21 protein-coding genes and 1 pseudogene are annotated in these 15,023 nt (G+C 70.6%); 4 read left to right on the forward strand and 18 right to left on the reverse strand.

The window, feature by feature from the left end; translation table 11 throughout:
• Nucleotides 1–111: pseudogene (locus tag ACFVWD_RS43850) on the forward strand (GNAT family N-acetyltransferase); the annotation flags it as partial.
• Between the two features lie 20 nt (nucleotides 112–131).
• Here ACFVWD_RS43850 and ACFVWD_RS43855 read toward each other — a convergent pair.
• The 8 genes from ACFVWD_RS43855 to ACFVWD_RS43890 all read right to left on the reverse strand — a co-directional run bounded on the left by ACFVWD_RS43855 (nucleotide 132) and on the right by ACFVWD_RS43890 (nucleotide 3,706).
• Complete coding sequence (locus ACFVWD_RS43855) at nucleotides 132–986, reverse strand: histone-like nucleoid-structuring protein Lsr2 (protein WP_389603590.1); 855 nt, start codon at nucleotides 984–986, stop codon at nucleotides 132–134.
• Nucleotides 987–997: 11 nt separating this feature from the next.
• The gene (locus ACFVWD_RS43860; protein ID WP_389603591.1) at nucleotides 998–1,177 is read right to left on the reverse strand and encodes a hypothetical protein; all 180 of its coding nucleotides are present in this window, start codon (nucleotides 1,175–1,177) and stop codon (nucleotides 998–1,000) included.
• 23 nt (nucleotides 1,178–1,200) lie between these two features.
• On the reverse strand, nucleotides 1,201–1,488 hold the full coding sequence (locus ACFVWD_RS43865; protein WP_389603593.1) for a hypothetical protein: 288 nt from the start codon (nucleotides 1,486–1,488) through the stop codon (nucleotides 1,201–1,203).
• Nucleotides 1,485–1,925, reverse strand: a complete 441-nt coding sequence (locus tag ACFVWD_RS43870) for a hypothetical protein (RefSeq protein ID WP_389603595.1) — start codon at nucleotides 1,923–1,925, stop codon at nucleotides 1,485–1,487. The genes ACFVWD_RS43865 and ACFVWD_RS43870 overlap by 4 nt, the downstream gene beginning before the upstream one ends.
• Entirely contained in the window at nucleotides 1,922–2,599 is a 678-nt protein-coding gene (locus ACFVWD_RS43875) for a GGDEF domain-containing protein (protein WP_389603596.1), read from the reverse strand. The genes ACFVWD_RS43870 and ACFVWD_RS43875 overlap by 4 nt, the downstream gene beginning before the upstream one ends.
• 94 nt (nucleotides 2,600–2,693) lie before the next feature.
• The gene (locus ACFVWD_RS43880; protein ID WP_389603597.1) at nucleotides 2,694–2,996 is read right to left on the reverse strand and encodes a hypothetical protein; all 303 of its coding nucleotides are present in this window, start codon (nucleotides 2,994–2,996) and stop codon (nucleotides 2,694–2,696) included.
• Between the two features lie 102 nt (nucleotides 2,997–3,098).
• Nucleotides 3,099–3,350: a hypothetical protein gene (locus ACFVWD_RS43885; protein ID WP_389603599.1), complete on the reverse strand. Its 252-nt coding sequence runs from the start codon at nucleotides 3,348–3,350 to the stop codon at nucleotides 3,099–3,101.
• 170 nt (nucleotides 3,351–3,520) lie between these two features.
• Nucleotides 3,521–3,706, reverse strand: a complete 186-nt coding sequence (locus ACFVWD_RS43890; protein WP_389603601.1) for a hypothetical protein — start codon at nucleotides 3,704–3,706, stop codon at nucleotides 3,521–3,523.
• Between ACFVWD_RS43890 and ACFVWD_RS43895 the strand changes: the two genes are divergently transcribed.
• From ACFVWD_RS43895 to ACFVWD_RS43905, 3 genes are all read left to right on the forward strand, one after another.
• Nucleotides 3,693–4,049 carry a hypothetical protein gene (locus ACFVWD_RS43895; RefSeq protein ID WP_389603603.1) on the forward strand — a complete coding sequence of 119 codons (357 nt, stop codon included), beginning with the start codon at nucleotides 3,693–3,695 and terminating at the stop codon, nucleotides 4,047–4,049. The genes ACFVWD_RS43890 and ACFVWD_RS43895 overlap by 14 nt on opposite strands.
• A gap of 431 nt (nucleotides 4,050–4,480) precedes the next feature.
• Nucleotides 4,481–4,981 carry an RNA polymerase sigma factor gene (locus ACFVWD_RS43900; protein WP_389603604.1) on the forward strand — a complete coding sequence of 167 codons (501 nt, stop codon included), beginning with the start codon at nucleotides 4,481–4,483 and terminating at the stop codon, nucleotides 4,979–4,981.
• 491 nt (nucleotides 4,982–5,472) lie between these two features.
• Nucleotides 5,473–6,465, forward strand: coding sequence for a hypothetical protein (locus ACFVWD_RS43905; protein ID WP_389603605.1), 993 nt, complete (start codon nucleotides 5,473–5,475; stop codon nucleotides 6,463–6,465).
• A gap of 231 nt (nucleotides 6,466–6,696) precedes the next feature.
• Here ACFVWD_RS43905 and ACFVWD_RS43910 read toward each other — a convergent pair whose 3' ends face one another.
• The 10 genes from ACFVWD_RS43910 to ACFVWD_RS43955 form a co-directional block, all read right to left on the reverse strand.
• Entirely contained in the window at nucleotides 6,697–7,161 is a 465-nt protein-coding gene (locus tag ACFVWD_RS43910) for a Pycsar system effector family protein (RefSeq protein WP_389603607.1), read from the reverse strand.
• A gap of 366 nt (nucleotides 7,162–7,527) precedes the next feature.
• Nucleotides 7,528–7,863, reverse strand: coding sequence for a hypothetical protein (locus tag ACFVWD_RS43915; RefSeq protein ID WP_389603608.1), 336 nt, complete (start codon nucleotides 7,861–7,863; stop codon nucleotides 7,528–7,530).
• Nucleotides 7,864–7,993: 130 nt separating this feature from the next.
• A complete protein-coding gene (locus ACFVWD_RS43920) occupies nucleotides 7,994–8,485 on the reverse strand; it encodes a hypothetical protein (protein ID WP_382274948.1) in 492 nt (163 codons plus the stop codon).
• 97 nt (nucleotides 8,486–8,582) lie between these two features.
• On the reverse strand, nucleotides 8,583–8,876 hold the full coding sequence (locus ACFVWD_RS43925; protein WP_389603610.1) for a hypothetical protein: 294 nt from the start codon (nucleotides 8,874–8,876) through the stop codon (nucleotides 8,583–8,585).
• The gene (locus ACFVWD_RS43930; RefSeq protein WP_389603612.1) at nucleotides 8,873–9,121 is read right to left on the reverse strand and encodes a hypothetical protein; all 249 of its coding nucleotides are present in this window, start codon (nucleotides 9,119–9,121) and stop codon (nucleotides 8,873–8,875) included. Before ACFVWD_RS43930 ends, ACFVWD_RS43925 begins: the two co-directional genes overlap by 4 nt.
• An 18-nt stretch (nucleotides 9,122–9,139) precedes the next feature.
• Entirely contained in the window at nucleotides 9,140–9,715 is a 576-nt protein-coding gene (locus ACFVWD_RS43935) for an RRQRL motif-containing zinc-binding protein (RefSeq protein WP_389603668.1), read from the reverse strand.
• 914 nt (nucleotides 9,716–10,629) lie between these two features.
• A complete protein-coding gene (locus ACFVWD_RS43940; protein ID WP_389603614.1) occupies nucleotides 10,630–11,376 on the reverse strand; it encodes a hypothetical protein in 747 nt (248 codons plus the stop codon).
• A 110-nt stretch (nucleotides 11,377–11,486) separates the two neighbouring features.
• Nucleotides 11,487–12,134 (reverse strand): hypothetical protein, encoded by a 648-nt coding sequence (locus ACFVWD_RS43945; protein ID WP_389603616.1) that lies wholly within the window; start codon nucleotides 12,132–12,134, stop codon nucleotides 11,487–11,489.
• Between the two features lie 119 nt (nucleotides 12,135–12,253).
• Nucleotides 12,254–12,562 carry a hypothetical protein gene (locus ACFVWD_RS43950; protein WP_389603617.1) on the reverse strand — a complete coding sequence of 103 codons (309 nt, stop codon included), beginning with the start codon at nucleotides 12,560–12,562 and terminating at the stop codon, nucleotides 12,254–12,256.
• 11 nt (nucleotides 12,563–12,573) lie between these two features.
• A complete protein-coding gene (locus tag ACFVWD_RS43955; RefSeq protein ID WP_389603619.1) occupies nucleotides 12,574–15,015 on the reverse strand; it encodes a DNA translocase FtsK in 2,442 nt (813 codons plus the stop codon).
• Nucleotides 15,016–15,023 lie beyond the last annotated feature (8 nt).

Genomic DNA, 15,023 nt, shown 5'->3' on the forward strand with positions numbered 1-15,023 from the left:
AATGCCGAGCCTTTCTACCGTGCGATGGGCGCTGTACGCATAGGAAACGTCCCCTCTGGTTCCATTGCTGGCAGGGTGCTGCCGCAGATGGTCGTGACCATCCAGCGCTGAACCAGCGCCGTTTGACAACGTTATTGGGAAGCCTCCGCCAGGGCGGTGGTGCGGTGGGCGGCGTCGTACGCGTCCAGGACGGTCTTCGCCGGGTTGCCCCGGTCGGCGACCTGGTGACCGTTGGCCCGTGCCCAGGTCCGGATCGCGGCCAGCTCCTCCGAGCTGCGCTTGCCGCCCGGACCCTGCACGGGCGCAAAGGAGGTGGTGGCGGGGTCCTCTGTGGTGATGCGGCCGCCGGCCTTCGCCTGGCGCAGCTCTGCCTGTGCAGCCTCCAGTTCGGCCCTGGCCTTGGCGACCCGGTCCTCTGCTGCGCTCTGGGCTGCGTCGGAAGCACGGCGATCGGTCAGTTCGGTGACGTCGCTGCGGACACGGGCGGCCCTGTTGCGGATGGTGGCGGCGGAGTGCTTCTCTGCCCAGGCGAGCAAGGCCTCGATCTGGTCGGCGTCCGTCGTGCTGGCCGGTGCCGAGGCGGCCGCCTCCGGGGTGCTGGTGCTGTCCTCCGTGTCCGCGTCGGAGACGGGCAGTCCGGCGCGCTGGAGGGCGTCGGCGAGTTCGCTCTCCGACAGGCCGAGAGTCTCGCGGACGTGCTCGGGGCTGTCGCCGTTGTTCAGCATGGAGACGGCGGTGGCAGTGAAGGCATTGCCGGACATGGAGTCTCCGGTCGTCGGGGTGTCGGCGGTGGTGAGGTGGGGGAGCAGGCGTACGAGGTCGTCCTCGCCGCAGGGCAGTCCGAGCGCGCCCAGGAGGTCGGCGAGGTCGTCCTTGTCGCGGGCCTGGTGGGCGACCACCAGGGAGGCTGCGGCGCTCTGGCCGCTGCCGAGCGGGGTGAGTTCGAGGGCCTCGGCTTCGAGGGCCTCTTTCATGTCGGTGAACATGGCCGGCCCTCCTACGCAGCGGCGGTGGTGGTGCGGGGCTTGCGCTGCGCGAGGTCCAGGAGCTCGCGGTTGCGCTTCTTCTGGGCGTCGGTGAGCGGCCGGGCCTTCGCGCCGTGGCGGTGCCAGAGCGGGGACGCGGGCGGCTCAGGGTAGGCGAGGGCGTGGTCGACCTCGCGTTGGGTGCTGCTCAAAGGAGCCTCCAGATGGAGGGAGTTCAGGCGTGGACGTCGCCTTGGCCCTTGGACTTGGGCTTGGCGTCGGAGGCGAACCGCCCGAGGCGGGCCTCAACGGGGTTGGCGGTGATCCAGTCCTCAGCGCATGCCTTGTGCACGGGCTCCCCGGAGTGGGAGCGCATGGACGTGGGCCGGCCGCACAGTGCGCAGGGGCGGTCCTGCCAGCGGTCGAAGTGCTGGCTGTCGCGCCAGTCGAGAAGTGCGCCAGGAGCCGGGATCAGGCTCGGCTCAAACGGCGGCTTCTCCTTCTTGCGTCCCGTGCGGGTCACGGCCGGAAGTCGGGCAACTGCTGGAACACCTGCGCCACCAGATCCGGGGTCGGCTTCCAGGCCGGGAGCGCGCCCGTGGCCGTCACGGGCAGGGCGAGCTCCTGGACGTCGGCGAGGACCAGGTGGTGCGCGCCGCGCTGCGCCCAGGGGCTGGTGCACTGCTCGGGCCCCTGGTCGGGGTGGCAGCCGGTGAGGCGGGCCACGCCGATGACCGCGCCCAGGTGCAGTTCGCGGCCGCGGATCGCGGTGGCGACCAGCGGGTCACGCAGGGCGGGGCGCTCCAGCTTCTGCCCGGCGTGGATCAGGATCCAGCCACGCCACGGCCAGTGCACGGGCCTGTTTTCCGGGTTCTTCCCGGCGAGGATGCAGGTCGCCCAGGGCTGGCGGATCGTGATGCCGCGGATCCAGTCGCCCTCGGGCAGGGTGGCGATGCTCATGCGGCTCGCCCCCACACAGCGGTGCCCGGTCGGCCCGCGCGCCTGCCGTTGATGAACGGCACCGTCGCGTGCTCCTGGGTGGCGAGGACCGCGCGGCCGGAATGCTTTCCGTCGTAGAGGGCGGCGTCGGCGGCGCGCTGCGCCACGGACAGGTCGCGGGTGCCGATCACGTCCAGGGCCGCGGCGCCGACGGACGCGGCGACGTCGACAGCCTGGCCGTCGTCGAGGATCACCGGGATGCGCAGCATCCGCACCAGCTGCGCGAGGCGGACCTCGCGGCGGCCGCGGGGCAGGTGCAGCACGATGGCGAACTCGTCTCCACCGAGCCGGCCGACGGCCGCGCCCGGGCCCGCCCAGGCGGTGAGCCGGTCGGCGGTCGCCCGCAGCACCATGTCCCCGGCCGCATGGCTCAGGCTGTCGTTGACGTCCTTGAAGTGGTCCTGGTCGACCAGGACTACGACGGTGTCGTCGCCGTGGCGGCGCAGGACCTGCCGGGCCCGGGCGGTGTACGCGTCGCGCCGAAAGAGGCCGGTGAGCGGGTCCTTCTTCGCGACGGCGAGCCGCCGGTGCAGCGCGAGGGCGTGCACGGTCCAGCCGGTCAACGGCACGGCGGCGGTGGTCAGTAAGAGTGCGCGCTGCCCGAACCGGGCCTGCACGCGCAGGACGGAGCCCATAATGAGGATCTCCCTCTCTCGTCTTGTACGGGTTGGGTGGGCCCGGGACAGGCGGTTGGGTTTGAGACGCGCGGTCGTCTGTCCCGGGGCAGAGCTACAGGTCGAAGGTCTTGGAGTTGAGCCAGCTGTACGGACTCCTCCAGGGGCCGGCCTTCGCGGCGGGCCACTCGAGCTCCCAGCCAGGCCGATATCCGCAGGCGCCCCAGCTGTCCGGCCGCCCGTGGGGAATCTCGAGTCCGGTCTCCGCCGCAGCGCGCGCCGCGTCGTAGACCTCGTACGCGGCCTTCACGGCGGCGCTTCGGCTGTCGGCCCGACCGGTGAAGACCTGCACGCCTTCCAGGCCGGGCCTCTCGGTGTTCCGTGTCGGGACGTCGACCTCGTAGTACGGGTGGGTCATGACGTCCATCTCCTTTCGTGATCGCGGTGGTGAGGGGCCACCGCGACCGCCCCGGCCCCGGCGCGGTGGCCGGGGTCGGGGCAGCACGGAGCGTCCGTCAGCTCATCCGTGGATCGCTTCCAGGGCCTGCGCTTCGAGTTTTGCGCGGCCTTCGTGGTCCTCCTCCTGGTCGCTGTTGTTGGCGGGGGCGTCAGCCTCCTGGTCGACGTCGTCGCAGCTGCCGTGGACGGTGCAGACGATGTCCTCGTGACCGTCCAGGTCGCCGTTCAGCGCCCGAAAGAGGCTGGTGATGCTGTAGGCGGGCGCCCACGCGTAGCCGGAGCATTCGTCGTCGTGCGGGCACGGCAGCATCACGTCGAACGATGTCCCCCTCGCCGTCGACGTTCCGCCGGAGCGCGAGGGTGAGGTACATCTGACCGAGGCGGATCTCCGCGACGCGGTCGCCGCCAGCGACGTTCGAGCCGGGCTTCCACCGCCACAGCGGCACGATCTCCGGTCCGAAGGTGCGGCGTACGAGCAGCAGGTCACCCCGGCCCGTCGCCGCCGTCCAGCCCGAGGTCGGCGGTCCGGGTTTCGCTCAGCCGCTCCAGGTACGGCAGCAGCCGGTAGAGGCTGTCGGAGAAGACGACCTCGTTGAAGCCCTCCGCCTTGAGCTGCGGGTGGGAGCGGACCAGCGCCTTGTGCTGCGCGAGGACCGTGTCGTCCGGCACGGCCCGGTTGGCGGGCCTCGGGCTGAAGAACGAGTTCTACAACAAGGTTCGCGCCAAGGGTGGCACCCCGGACAGTGAGCAACGCCTGCGCAAGCAGATCCGCAGGCTCAAGGAACTACGGGCTGCCGACGCGGAGGAGATCGCCCAGCTCAAGACCGATGTCGAAGGCCTCATCGGCGCCCTGCACCAGACGACGACCGAGAACCAGCTCCTGCACCAGCAGCTGGCAGAACGTACGGCCGTGCTCCGCACGCTGCCAGCGCAGCCTCGTCCTGCACTGCGGGAACGCTGTGGGCCTCAACCGGGGAGCGAATCACCGGGCCAGCCCATACGTCCGAGCTGAGGCGACACCGAGACTCATGGTCTGCTCGACAACCTGACCACCGGCCGTCCAACGCCGCGGCCATGCCACAACTTTTCCTGCCAGGTTTTGCAGATCCAGAGGAGATCGTCGCTCTAGTCGGTATGACGGATATCAACGAGGCAACGTCAGACACGCAAGGGCCGTCGGTCGGCGGGCACGGCAGCGAAGGGTCCACCGACCAGCCGCTGCCAGCTCCGAGCCGATCTAGGTATCCGGACAAGCGGATGATGCTGTTCAGGGAGGTAGGAGCAACATTGGCCGCCGTCTTCGCCACGACGAACTCGATTGCCGCGACAGTGGTCGGAGGGGCAGTCCTGCTCTGCTTGAGCTGTCTGCAGAGGGATCGTCGTCCTTGAAATGGCCCTACCCCGCTTCGCAGTTGGAGTTCCGCACGGAAGGAGGCCCCGGCGTTGACGAACGACGAGTTCGAAGCCTTCTTCCAGAAGGACTACCCGAACTTGATCCGGCATCTCACACTCCAGGGCTTCCCCCGTGACCTAGTGGCGGACGCGGCGCAGGAGGCGATGCTGCGCCTACTCAAGGAGCGGGACAATGTGTCACAGCCCAAGGCATGGGTACGTCAGACTGCGCGCCGTATAGCGTCGGACATCTGCAAACGCGATGCCAAACGCGACCTTCTTGCACGGCATGAAGCTGAGCGGCCAGCCCCCGGACCAGCACGGCCAGACGCTGTGGTGGAGGAGCAGAGCGAAGCCGCCGAGGTCCTGCAAGTTCTCCGGGGGCTGTCCGACCGGCAGCGGGAGACTATGGCATGGCATTTCGACGGTTACCGGCCTGAGGAGATAGCGAAGTTCCTCGGGACGGAGAGAGCCACGGTGGATTCGAATCTTCGCCATGCGCGGCGCAAGCTGAGACAGGTCTGGAGCGACAGGCGAGGGGAGGCAACATGAACGATGACGAGTACGGCCAAGAAGAGAACGCATTTGATGCGTGGGAAGCGCGTGTCGCTGAGGAGATCACGACACTGCTGGCCGACCCCCTGACGACGCAGGAAGCCCTCAGCGCAGTCCAGCGGCAAGCCCAGCAAGACGAGCAGTCTGCCAGGGACGACTCCGATGCCGACGAACTCCTGACGCAGGAACGGCGCAAAACGACACCGAACGTGTCCGCACGGCCTGCCCCACGCTTCCAGCCGCCCCCCGCCTCGGCAGGGCGGGGCAAAGCTCGGACTGAGACGGGGAGTCGGGGGAGTGGACAGAGGACGGGGACCTGTGATCTTCAGGCTGCCTACCCAAGCGTGAGCCATGGTGAAGGCATGGCATCGCCCCTTCCTGATTATGCGTCACTTCTGGCTGAACTCAAGGAAGTCAGGCGAGCGGGGCTGGTCCGGCTGCGCGGGCGCTCACTGCCGGCTCTAGAGTCGGCCGCGGAAGCGGTGACCGTGACCGCTGCCCGGAGTCCGGGCGCGGCCGTCGAGGCGCTGCTGCGGCTCGCCGTGTCACGCCTGGACGCGGGCGCGCTGCGCACTGCCGCCGAGTACACCCTGGGTCTGGCGCAGGGTACCCGGGACTGGCCGGCGTCCTCGCGTCGCGCCAAGGCAGCATCGGTGCACGGCGTGAGCGTCGAGCGTTTTCGCAAGGGCCACGAGTTGATGGTCCTCGGGGAGGTCGCCATCCACATCCGGCGGCTGGTGTCGCAGGAGAACGGGACGCCCGGCGCCGGAGAGGGCGAGTGGAGCGCCGGCACGCACCGGTCCGTGCAGGTCCTTGCCGGCGGTCGGCAGGTGGAGCTCACCGTCCATGTGCACCCCGTGGACCTCTTGCAGGACGTGGACGTGGTGGTCTCCCCGGTCGACGTCCATCTCGCGCTGCCGGAGCCGTACAAGTCGTCGGTCGCCGCGTCGCTCCGCCGGGCGGCCTCCGTTCGGGGCGTGGCCGGTGACGTGGTGGACGACCCGCTCCACGACGAACTGCGCAAGTGGGCTGCCCTGCACAGAACCGCGGGACGCGCGGTGCTGCCCGGCACAGTGGCCGCCACCGCCTCGGGCGCCCTGGCCGGACGAGGTGTGCGGCGGATCTACCATGCCGCGATCGCCGTTCCCCGGGCGGGAACCAACGACTACGACGTGCTGCCGGCCGACGTCACCCGGGCGGTGTCCCGGGCCCTCGCTCTGCTGGCCGAGGAGCGCGACCGCCATGCGCCGCCGCTGCGTTCGGTGTGCTTCCCCCTGCTCGGCTCGGAGCCCGGCGAGCTGCCGTACCACGTCAGTCTCGCCGCCGTATGGGCCGCTGTCGAGGCAGAGTTGGCGCGCGGGGCGCAGTGGGACGTCCACTTCGTGGTGCGCGCCCCCGAGGAGGCGGCGCTCGTCGAGCGCATCGCGACCGGGATTGACCGGGCTGCGACCGGAGCTCGCCCGGGTGACCCGGTGGAATAGAAGGAGGTCCCGCCGCTCCGCCTGAGGGGAAGCCGGGGCTACGGGAATACAGAGCGGCGGGACGGATTCGGGAGCAGGGCCGTCGTCAGATCAGAGGTACGTGCCAGCCTCATCTCGCTCAACACTCTGTGGGTTCGATCTGCTCTGCCCGGCGCCCGGCGGCGGTGAGCAGCTGCGCGACGGCCGAGGCGCGGATGCGTTCCAGACGGGTGGGGGCCTGCGCGGCCGCCGTCACAGCGCGAGGCTGGCGGCGGCCAGTGCGAGCAGGGCCAGGGCGGCGAGGGACAGGTCGACCGCGCGCCGCAGGTGGATGAACTTCCGTACGGCGAGGGCGGACAGGACCCGGATGCGGGCGGCGCGGGTGTCCCCGTCCATGCAGGCGCGGATCTCGTCTTCGTCCAGGCGTGCCCAGTGCGGGAAGGACGCCCGGTCGTCGCCGCGCAGGCGGGGCCTGACGACTAGGAGCAGCAGCACGGCGGCCGTGCCCAGGGCGAGGACGGCGAGCGCGCCGAAGACCTTCGTCGCGGTCGGCAGGTCCTTGTCGGTGACGGACGCGAGGCCGGCGAGGGCGGCGCCGTTGAAGGCGAGCAGTAAGGACGCCTTGCCGTCCGTGCGTCCGATCTCACTGACGACGGAGGCGCAGGCAGTGTCCAGATTCTTGTCGATGACGAAGTCTGGAGCCGTGAAGGTCGGCATGAGCGGGGTTCTCCTTGGCGAACGTGAGAGGGCGGCCCCCGTGATGTGCGGGCCGCCCGGGGTGGCTTCGGTGCGTCGGGTGTCAGAACGGCGGTTCGTCCGGCCAGGGGTCACGGACGGGCAGAAGCCCGGAAGGTCCGCGCGGGGCGGTCCCAGCACCAGCACATCTCGCCGCCCGGGCTGTCACGGCGGCTGCCGCTCCTGGCGCGGATGCGACAGATGCTGATGCAGTCGGGCCAGCCGCTGTCGTCCGGCATGCGGTCGACGCTGCCGACAGATGCAGCCGGAACCGGCTGCGTCGCCCGCGCCGTACCCGAAGCGAAAGCCCCGGCCTGGGAAGGCCGTGGCTCTTCTGCGGGCTGATCGTCAGTCGTCGTCCTTGTCGTCGTCTCCGACCATGTCGCGGTACTCCTGGGTCATGTCCCAGAGGATGGGGTGGAGGAGTTTGTCGGCCTTACGGAGGAAGACGGTGCGCTCGACGTCGTCGGTCGACTGGTGGGCCTCGGCGAGGAAGGTCGAAGCGGTCTCCAGGTCCTCGTGACCGTTGATGCCGGCCATCGAGAAGTTGCGGGCCGCGGTGTCCAGCTGATCGGCGAGGGTGCCGATGTCGGTGGCCTGGTCCCTGTCCTTCTCGGCTACGTAGGCGATGTCGTCGGCGTAGCGGCGGATGATGTCGTCGGCGGTGATCGTGGTGGTGGTCATGTGGGTTCTCCTACTGGTGGGCGGGACCGCCGTGTTGGACGGCCTGAACTGGGGCGGTGGCCTGGTGTGAGGCCGAGGGGAGTTGGGGCGGCTGGCGCGGTTCGAGCGCGCCGGCCGCCCCTTTGTGCTGTCACGGCCGGGCGTCGCCCCAGGCGCGCAGACGGCGCTGGCTGTCGCAGTCGGGCCAGCCGCTGTCGTGGGGGAAACGGCCGCCGGTGGCGCGCAGGTCGTTGAGGACCTGCAGTAAGTCCTGCTCGCCGTCCAGGGCGGTGTCGACGTAGCCGTTTCCGCAGGTGCAGGGCGCGATGAGGGTGAGGACGCCCTGCTCCTGGTCGCCGTCGCTGGAGTGGTGCAGCCACAGGCCGCCGTCCAGGTAGGCGACGGCGCACGGCTCCAGTCCGGCTCCGGCCAGGGCGGGCCGGCCGCTCCAGTCGTCGTCCTTCAGGGCCTTGCCGAGGGTGTCGGGGTAGGCGTTCCAGACGTGGTCCAGGGCTGCCGTTTCGGCGTCGTCGCGCTGTTCGTCCTCGCCCTGCACACCGATCTCAAGGGCGATGTCGAAGAGGAGGGCGAGCGGCGAGTCCGCGCCGGCGGCGATGGTGGGCGGTGTGAGGGTCTCGGTCATGTACAGCTCCTTCGGAGTTCCGGGCGACCGGGCTGTCCGGTCCTCCGCACCGCCCCGGCCAGCGCTTGTCATCTGGCCGGGGTGGCACGGGGAGCCGTCAGAACGAGGGTTCGTCGTAGGGGACCGCGAGGCGGGGCAGGAGCCGCAGCGACAGCTCGCGCCGCTCTGCCCAGCACCAGCAGGCCTCCATCTCCGGGTAACGGCCGTTGGTCCACCAGCCGCCGGCGCCGTGGCAGTCGGGGCAGCGAGGACGCGGACGGGGCTCCAGCCAGATGCCGTGCCGGGAGCAGGTCAGCCTCCAGTGGCCGGCCTTGAGCGCGGCGGCCGCCGTGGCCGTGAGCGGCACGGCGGCCAGCAGCAGGACGGCGGTGCGCAGGCGGCGGGCACTCACGTCAGCGGGATCGCGCGGCAGAGGCCGGCGTGCTCGTTGGCCTTCTCCCGGATGCTGAACAGGTAGTCCTTCTCCGGGAACCGTGAGGTGTCCTTGCAGCCGTGGCAGTCCCAGCGGTGCTTGTCGGAGTCGTGGCCGGCGCCTGTGACGTCGACGTACGAACCGCCGACCGTGATGAACCGGATCTGCAGGCCCTTGGGCCTCTCGGGCTCGGTGAAGGCGGAGGCGATGGGTGCGGTGCGCATGGGCTGTGTCCTCTCTGATCAGGCGGCCAGCAAGTGCTTGGCCGGGGGAGTGATGTAGGTGTCCGAGCTGGGCTCGTAGCCCTCGAAGCAGGGGTCGCACGAGCCCTTGGTGCGCAGCGGGAGACAGACGAAGTAGCGCCTCAGGCAGAGAGGGCACGTCTGTCGAGCGGCCATCGCGCGGTCCAGGGCCCACTCCTGGGCGAGCGTCGGGACGCGCTTGGGCTTGGCCAGGTCACGCCGCCAGAGCCAGGCCCGGGTGGGGTGGTTGCACAACTGGTCGGGCCGGTAGGAGCAGTATTTGCAGCGCAGGACCGCGACCGGGTCCTGCCCGCCGGGGCTCAGCCCCTGGTCCCGTAACTGCCGCCGGGTAAGCAGGTTCTCGGGGACAGCGGTGCGGTCGAACTCCGAAACCAGCGGGTTCGCGGATTCTGAAGGTCGACCGGAAGCGAACCTGCTGGTCGTGGCCAGCCGTTGACGGGGTGGGCACTCGGGTTGAGCGCTGCTTGAATGCTCCAGTGATCGAACTAGTGGGTCTCCTCGTAGCGGCCGGGCTGACGGCGTGGCTGTTTCGCCGGAAGGCGAGGCAACGTGCAGACAGTGCCGCTCAGGGAAATGTGATCAAGGTTCCCTGCATGCTCAGGCATCCCTCGCTTGCAGGCCGGTGGCTCCGGGGGCGGATGTTGATTGGCCCCTCCACGATGGCCTGGGAGTCCCGCACCAGGGCCGGGGCGGCAATATCACTTCCGGCAGGATTGCGGCAGGTCAGCCTGCGTTCACCTTCGCTGCGCGAAGCAATGAAGATCAACGGTGGGTCCAGGATCGTTGAGTGCAACTCCTCCGAAGGCGCTGTTCTCATTGCCGTGATGCCGAATGAGTTGGATCACGTACTCACTGCCCTGAGCAGGAACGGAGCCGAGTAAGCAGCGGCGCTTTCAGGCTCGTCGGCGCCGTGTGCATCGCCGTCGTCCGGCTGCCCGGTGAGCAACGTCAGACGGCGGCGGCTTCCTGAATTCCGCATAGCCTCGCAAGTTACTGGCCGAACTAGCACAATCTGCCAGTAACTCGGAGAAGTTGAAACGCACGGATGACAAGCAGCGAGAAGGCCCTCACCTGCTCACTTGCGGTGATTCCCCGTACCGAAGTCCTCACGGAACCCGCGTGAACTCCAGTTGGGAGGCTCGCGTCAGTACGGGGCACGCGCTTCTTCTCGCGGCGCCGCTTACTGCGCTTCCCAGCCATCACCTGCTCCAGGCGCCGGGCAGCCGGTGGGGGCGGCGCGGGTAGCGGGGGCCGGGGCGGGACGGTCGGGGCCGGCCGATCCGGCGGCGCGGGCGGGGGATGAGCACAGGCGATCTCCTCCAGACGTCGGTGGGCAGCACGCGCCGCGCTCCGCTGACGGTGTTCGTCAGCGGGGCGCGGGCAGGGCGGGCCGGTCGGCCTGGCCGGTCACCGGCAGCCGGCCGCCCGGGTGCGGGCGGCGGTGCCGGTGGCCAGGCGGAGCGACCGGATCAGCGGCCCAGCTGGCGGACGTTGTCCGGGCCGGGGCCGTTGGGCTGGGCGGGAACGTGGATCTGGGGCTGGACGGTGATCTGCGGGGCGCCGGTGTGGACGGTGGTGAACACCCGCGGGCGCAGGTTGAGTCCGCGCAGCGCGAAGGCGCTGGCGAACGTCCAGGCGAGGACGGCGATGGCGGTGGCGACGGTGCGCGAGGTGTCCGGCGTGGTCGTCCAGACCATCGCCATGCCCGCGCCGCCCCAGGCCGCCCACGTCAGCCTCACGCCGTTGCTGCGGGTGATGAACCCGGCGATGAGGGAGAACAGGCCGGTGACCTGCCAGATCGTGTAGACGGTGGAGGCGCTGATCGGCAGGCCGGTGGAGTGGGCGGCGAGGTAGGAGCGGACCGGGTTGTCGATCGTGGCCCACACGCCGGTGGAGGTGTTGTCGCCGACCTGGACGTCCGGGACGGCCGTGAGGATGTGGTGCACGGCGTCCAGCAGGACGTCGACGGCGCCGTTGAAGAGCAGGACGACGAACGAGAACACGGCGACGGCGGACACGGCCTTGATCCAGTTGGCCATGCCGTGCCATCCGGCGTCGGGTGCGCGCCGCAGGTCCTCCCACTGCTGGTGGAGGATGCCGTCCTTGTCCCACGCCTCGGTCCACCAGGCGCGGGCTTCGGCGAACCGGGACTTCGTCGCCGTCTTCGTCGTCGGGCGGTCGTTGTCGGCGGTCGGGGTGGGGTCGTTGGGTGCCAAGGTGAGGCTGCTCCTTGTCCGGGAGGGTGTGGGTGGTGCGGGCCGGGCGGCCTGTCCCGTCCCCGGCGCCCGAAAGAGGGGCGGGGCGGGGGCGAGGCAGGCAGTCCGGCTCATCCGTGGAATTTGTTGCGCCGAAAGACCGCCTTGCGGATGTTGACCGTCGTGCCGCCCCCGCTGTTGCCGCGCGAGGATCCGCGTGCGGCGAGCGCGAGGAAGATCAGCACGAACAGGCCCGTCAGGCTCATCACGGCCTGGCCGGTCGCGGTGAGGATGGCGGGCAGCTGGGCGAGGGTGGGGGCGGCTGCGCCGACGCCGACCCCCGCCAGGGCGATGCCGCCGCCGGTGGACAGGGCGATGGCGCTGTACTTCCACACGAAGACCGGCACCGCCCGCTGCGGCACGGCCGGTTGGACGGGCGCCAGCACGGGCGCGGGGGCCGGGGCCGCCAGCGGCTGGTGGACCGCCGCCGGGGTGAGGGCGGCGCGCTCGTACTGCGCCCGGAGGAAGTTGAGGGCTTCCTCCCGGCGGACCAGGTCGTAGACGCGCGCCATGTACGCCTCGTCGGTGTAGAGGCCGGCCGCGGCGTGGGCGGGCGCGGCCGGGAGGTATCCGGGCCGCGCGCCGGGGCGGGCCTCGGGGAACAGGGCCCAGATCTGCTCCAGGCCCTCCACCGGCAGGGCGACAGTCGGCATGCCGGTGGCCGACGGGGTGTGCTCGGTGGGCTGGTGTTCGGTGAGGGTGAGGTCGCGGGGTTCCACGGGGTGCTCCTTGGCGCAAGGGGGGAGAGGGTGGTGGGCAACGCGAAGGACCCGCCCGGCCGGGATGGCTGGGCGGGTCCTTGGTGGCCCGGGTCGGGCCGTGAGACGGGGCGGTGGGGTCAGCCGAGGCTGTAGAAGGCGAGGAACGCGGCGAGGAGAACGCAGCCGGTCTTGGCCCACCACGGGCCGACCTCCCATGCGCCCCAGAGCAGGGCGAGGGAGGCGGCGCGCAGGCCCCAGCGGGCGAAGAACCCCAGCGGCTGGTGCTGCTGGAGTTCCTGGATCCGGTTGGTGCGCCGGTTCATCTCTTCCTGGAGGTGCGCGCGGGTGACAGCGTCGGCCGGGTCTGTGTTCTTGAACGTCTCGCTGTAGGAGTGTCGTTCGGCCTCCAGGCGCTCGATCTCCTCATCCGCTGTCTCGACAGACATGGCGGTCACTCCTACTCCTTGGTGTGCGAAGCGGCGGCGGCCGCGAGCCCCAGCGCGCCCAAGTCGCGGACGCTGAAGCCGAGTTCGTCGGCCAGCTTCATCATTACCGCCTCCAGGTCGTCAGTCGAGACCCGGATTTCGCGTGCCTTGGAGCCGTCGGAGGGGCCGACAATGCCCAGCTGGTGGAGGAAGTCCAGCAGCTTCTCCGTGAGGGCGAAGCCGATGCGCAGCTTGCGCTGGAGCATCGACGCCGACCCGAACTGGGTGGCCACGAGCAGTTCGACGGCCTGGAGGACCAGAGCGCCGTCGATGCCCTCGGGCAGCACCGGCCTGGCCGGGGCCGGGGCGGTGCTGGCTTGCTGGGCGGCGAACTCACGGGCGACGTAGCGGCTGTACTGCCCGGAGTCGTCCTTGAGGGCCATACCTTCCTCCGCCCACTTGCTGAGCCAGCCGCTGACCGTGCGCGGCGCCGGAGTGTCGTCGCCCAGCAGCTGCTTGAGCGCCTCGTGCAGTGCCTTGGGCGTGTAGCCGGTTTCGCCAGCGGCGACCAGGACCTCCCAGCCCTTCTCGCGCGGGTCGACCGGGCGGGCGGGGCGGGGGAGCGATGCCGGCGCCGGGGCTGCGGCCGGGGCCGGGCCTGCGGCCGGGGCCGGGCCTGCGGGGACGGCGATCGGCCCGGCGGTGGGGTCGAGGCTGGCGGTGACGGCGGCGAACAGTTCCGCCGCGCCGCCGAAGCCCTCGAACCCCGGCACCGCCGCGGCGGCCGGGGCCGCCTGGGTGGTGCCGGCCGGCTTGGCCGGGGCCGGGTCGGAGGCGAGCAGGGTGGAGGCGGCGATGATCTCCCCGGCGTTGTCGATGGCGTGCTGCGCGGACTCGGTGAGCTTCTGGCCCTTGTAGAGGTCCGGCAGGGTGCGCGCCCACCGCTGCGGGTAGAAGCCGCCGCTCTCCACCGACGCCGACAGCTCATCCAGCTTGGGGCGGCGGGCGGCGGTGGCGGCGCAGATCTTGTCGGTGAGTTCGTCGACCAGGCGCCACACCTTCATCGCGGTGGGCTTCTTGGGCCCCAGCCGGGTGTGCATCGTCCAGCCGGCGCCCGCGACGGGCGCGTCCTTCGGGTCGATCTTGATGTAGCCGGGGAAGAGGTACGCGAGCTCTTCCGCGTCGGAGACGGTCATGCCGACGCGCCACTTCGCCTGGATTTTCATGGTGGCGGTGACGACGTCCTGGGTGGCGCGCAGGCCGCAGACCAGCTGCCGTACGCGCATCGCGCGGCCTTCTTCGGCGACCTTGTCCAGGCCCTCCTTGATGTCGAACGGCAGGGAGGCGGTTTCGTCGCAGATGATGACGATGCCGGGGATCTCGTGGGAGATCGGCAGCTTGTTGTCGGTCTTCTTCTCCCGCATCAGCTGCTGGTATCCGGCCTTGCGGGCGGCGATGATCTCCCCGGCCATCTTGAGCATGAGCCGGGCTTCGTCCTCGGTGTGCGCGATCCAGTCGACAACCGGCGCGGACGCGAGGCCCTCGGTGGCCCACGGGGTGATCCACGAGAGGGCGACGCCGCCGCCGGTGATGTCGATCGCCCAGATCAGCGCGTCGGGCATCCGGGCGAGCTGGGCGGTGACGACGCGCAGGGTGTTCGTCTTGCCCGCGTCGGTCTCGCCGATGAGGATGCCGCAGTCGTTGCACAGGCTGCCGAGCGCCTGCTGGCCGTTGCGGTGCAGGCCGAAGGGGAACCGCTCTGTGAGGGTGAGCTCGGAGAAGTCCTCCGGGTAGTTGACGTCCTGGCTGATGACGTCCTGGAGAGTGACCTCGATCAGGATGGTGCCGCGGTTGGCGCCGGGGAAGATCTCGACACCGCAGCCGTCGGCGAGGCGCAGGTCGGCGGCGAACTTCGGTCCGTAGCCGTTCAGGTCGTCGGCGGTCGTGCCGCCGGAGGGCAGGTCGAGTTCGACGGTGTAGCCGACCTTCCCGGGCCAGTGCTGCACGTCCTTGCCGACGCAGTTCTCCACCCGGGCGACGCGCTTCATGCGGTCTTCCCAGTCACGCAGGATGCCGACCGACTCGCGGCGCAGCTTGAGCAGCCGCTTGCGCTCGGAGCGGGTGGACTCCGAACGGGTCGCGGAGGCGTTCGCGGCGATGCCGACGGCCGCCAGGCCCAGGCCGGTTGCCCAGCCGGTGGAGGTGAGGGGCGCGGTCGCCAGCGCCCAGGACGCCCACCCGGCAGCGGTGATCCAGGACAGGGCGCGGGTGGTGAGGGTGCCGGCCGTGGTGCCCTCGCGCAGGTCGTGGACGGCTCCGGCGGCGGCCGCGCCCCCGAGGGTGACGGCGGCGGCCTGCCAGGGCAGTCCGGTGATCGGGGCGAGCATCACCATCGAGGCGGCGGTCTCGCTGGCGTATCCGAGGAAGGTGGTGTGGCCGCTGGGCAGCGACCAGTCCCAGTGACGCATCGGCATGGGGAGGT

Source organism: Streptomyces sp. NPDC058086 (assembly GCF_042885015.1).
GTDB lineage: Bacteria > Actinomycetota > Actinomycetes > Streptomycetales > Streptomycetaceae > Streptomyces.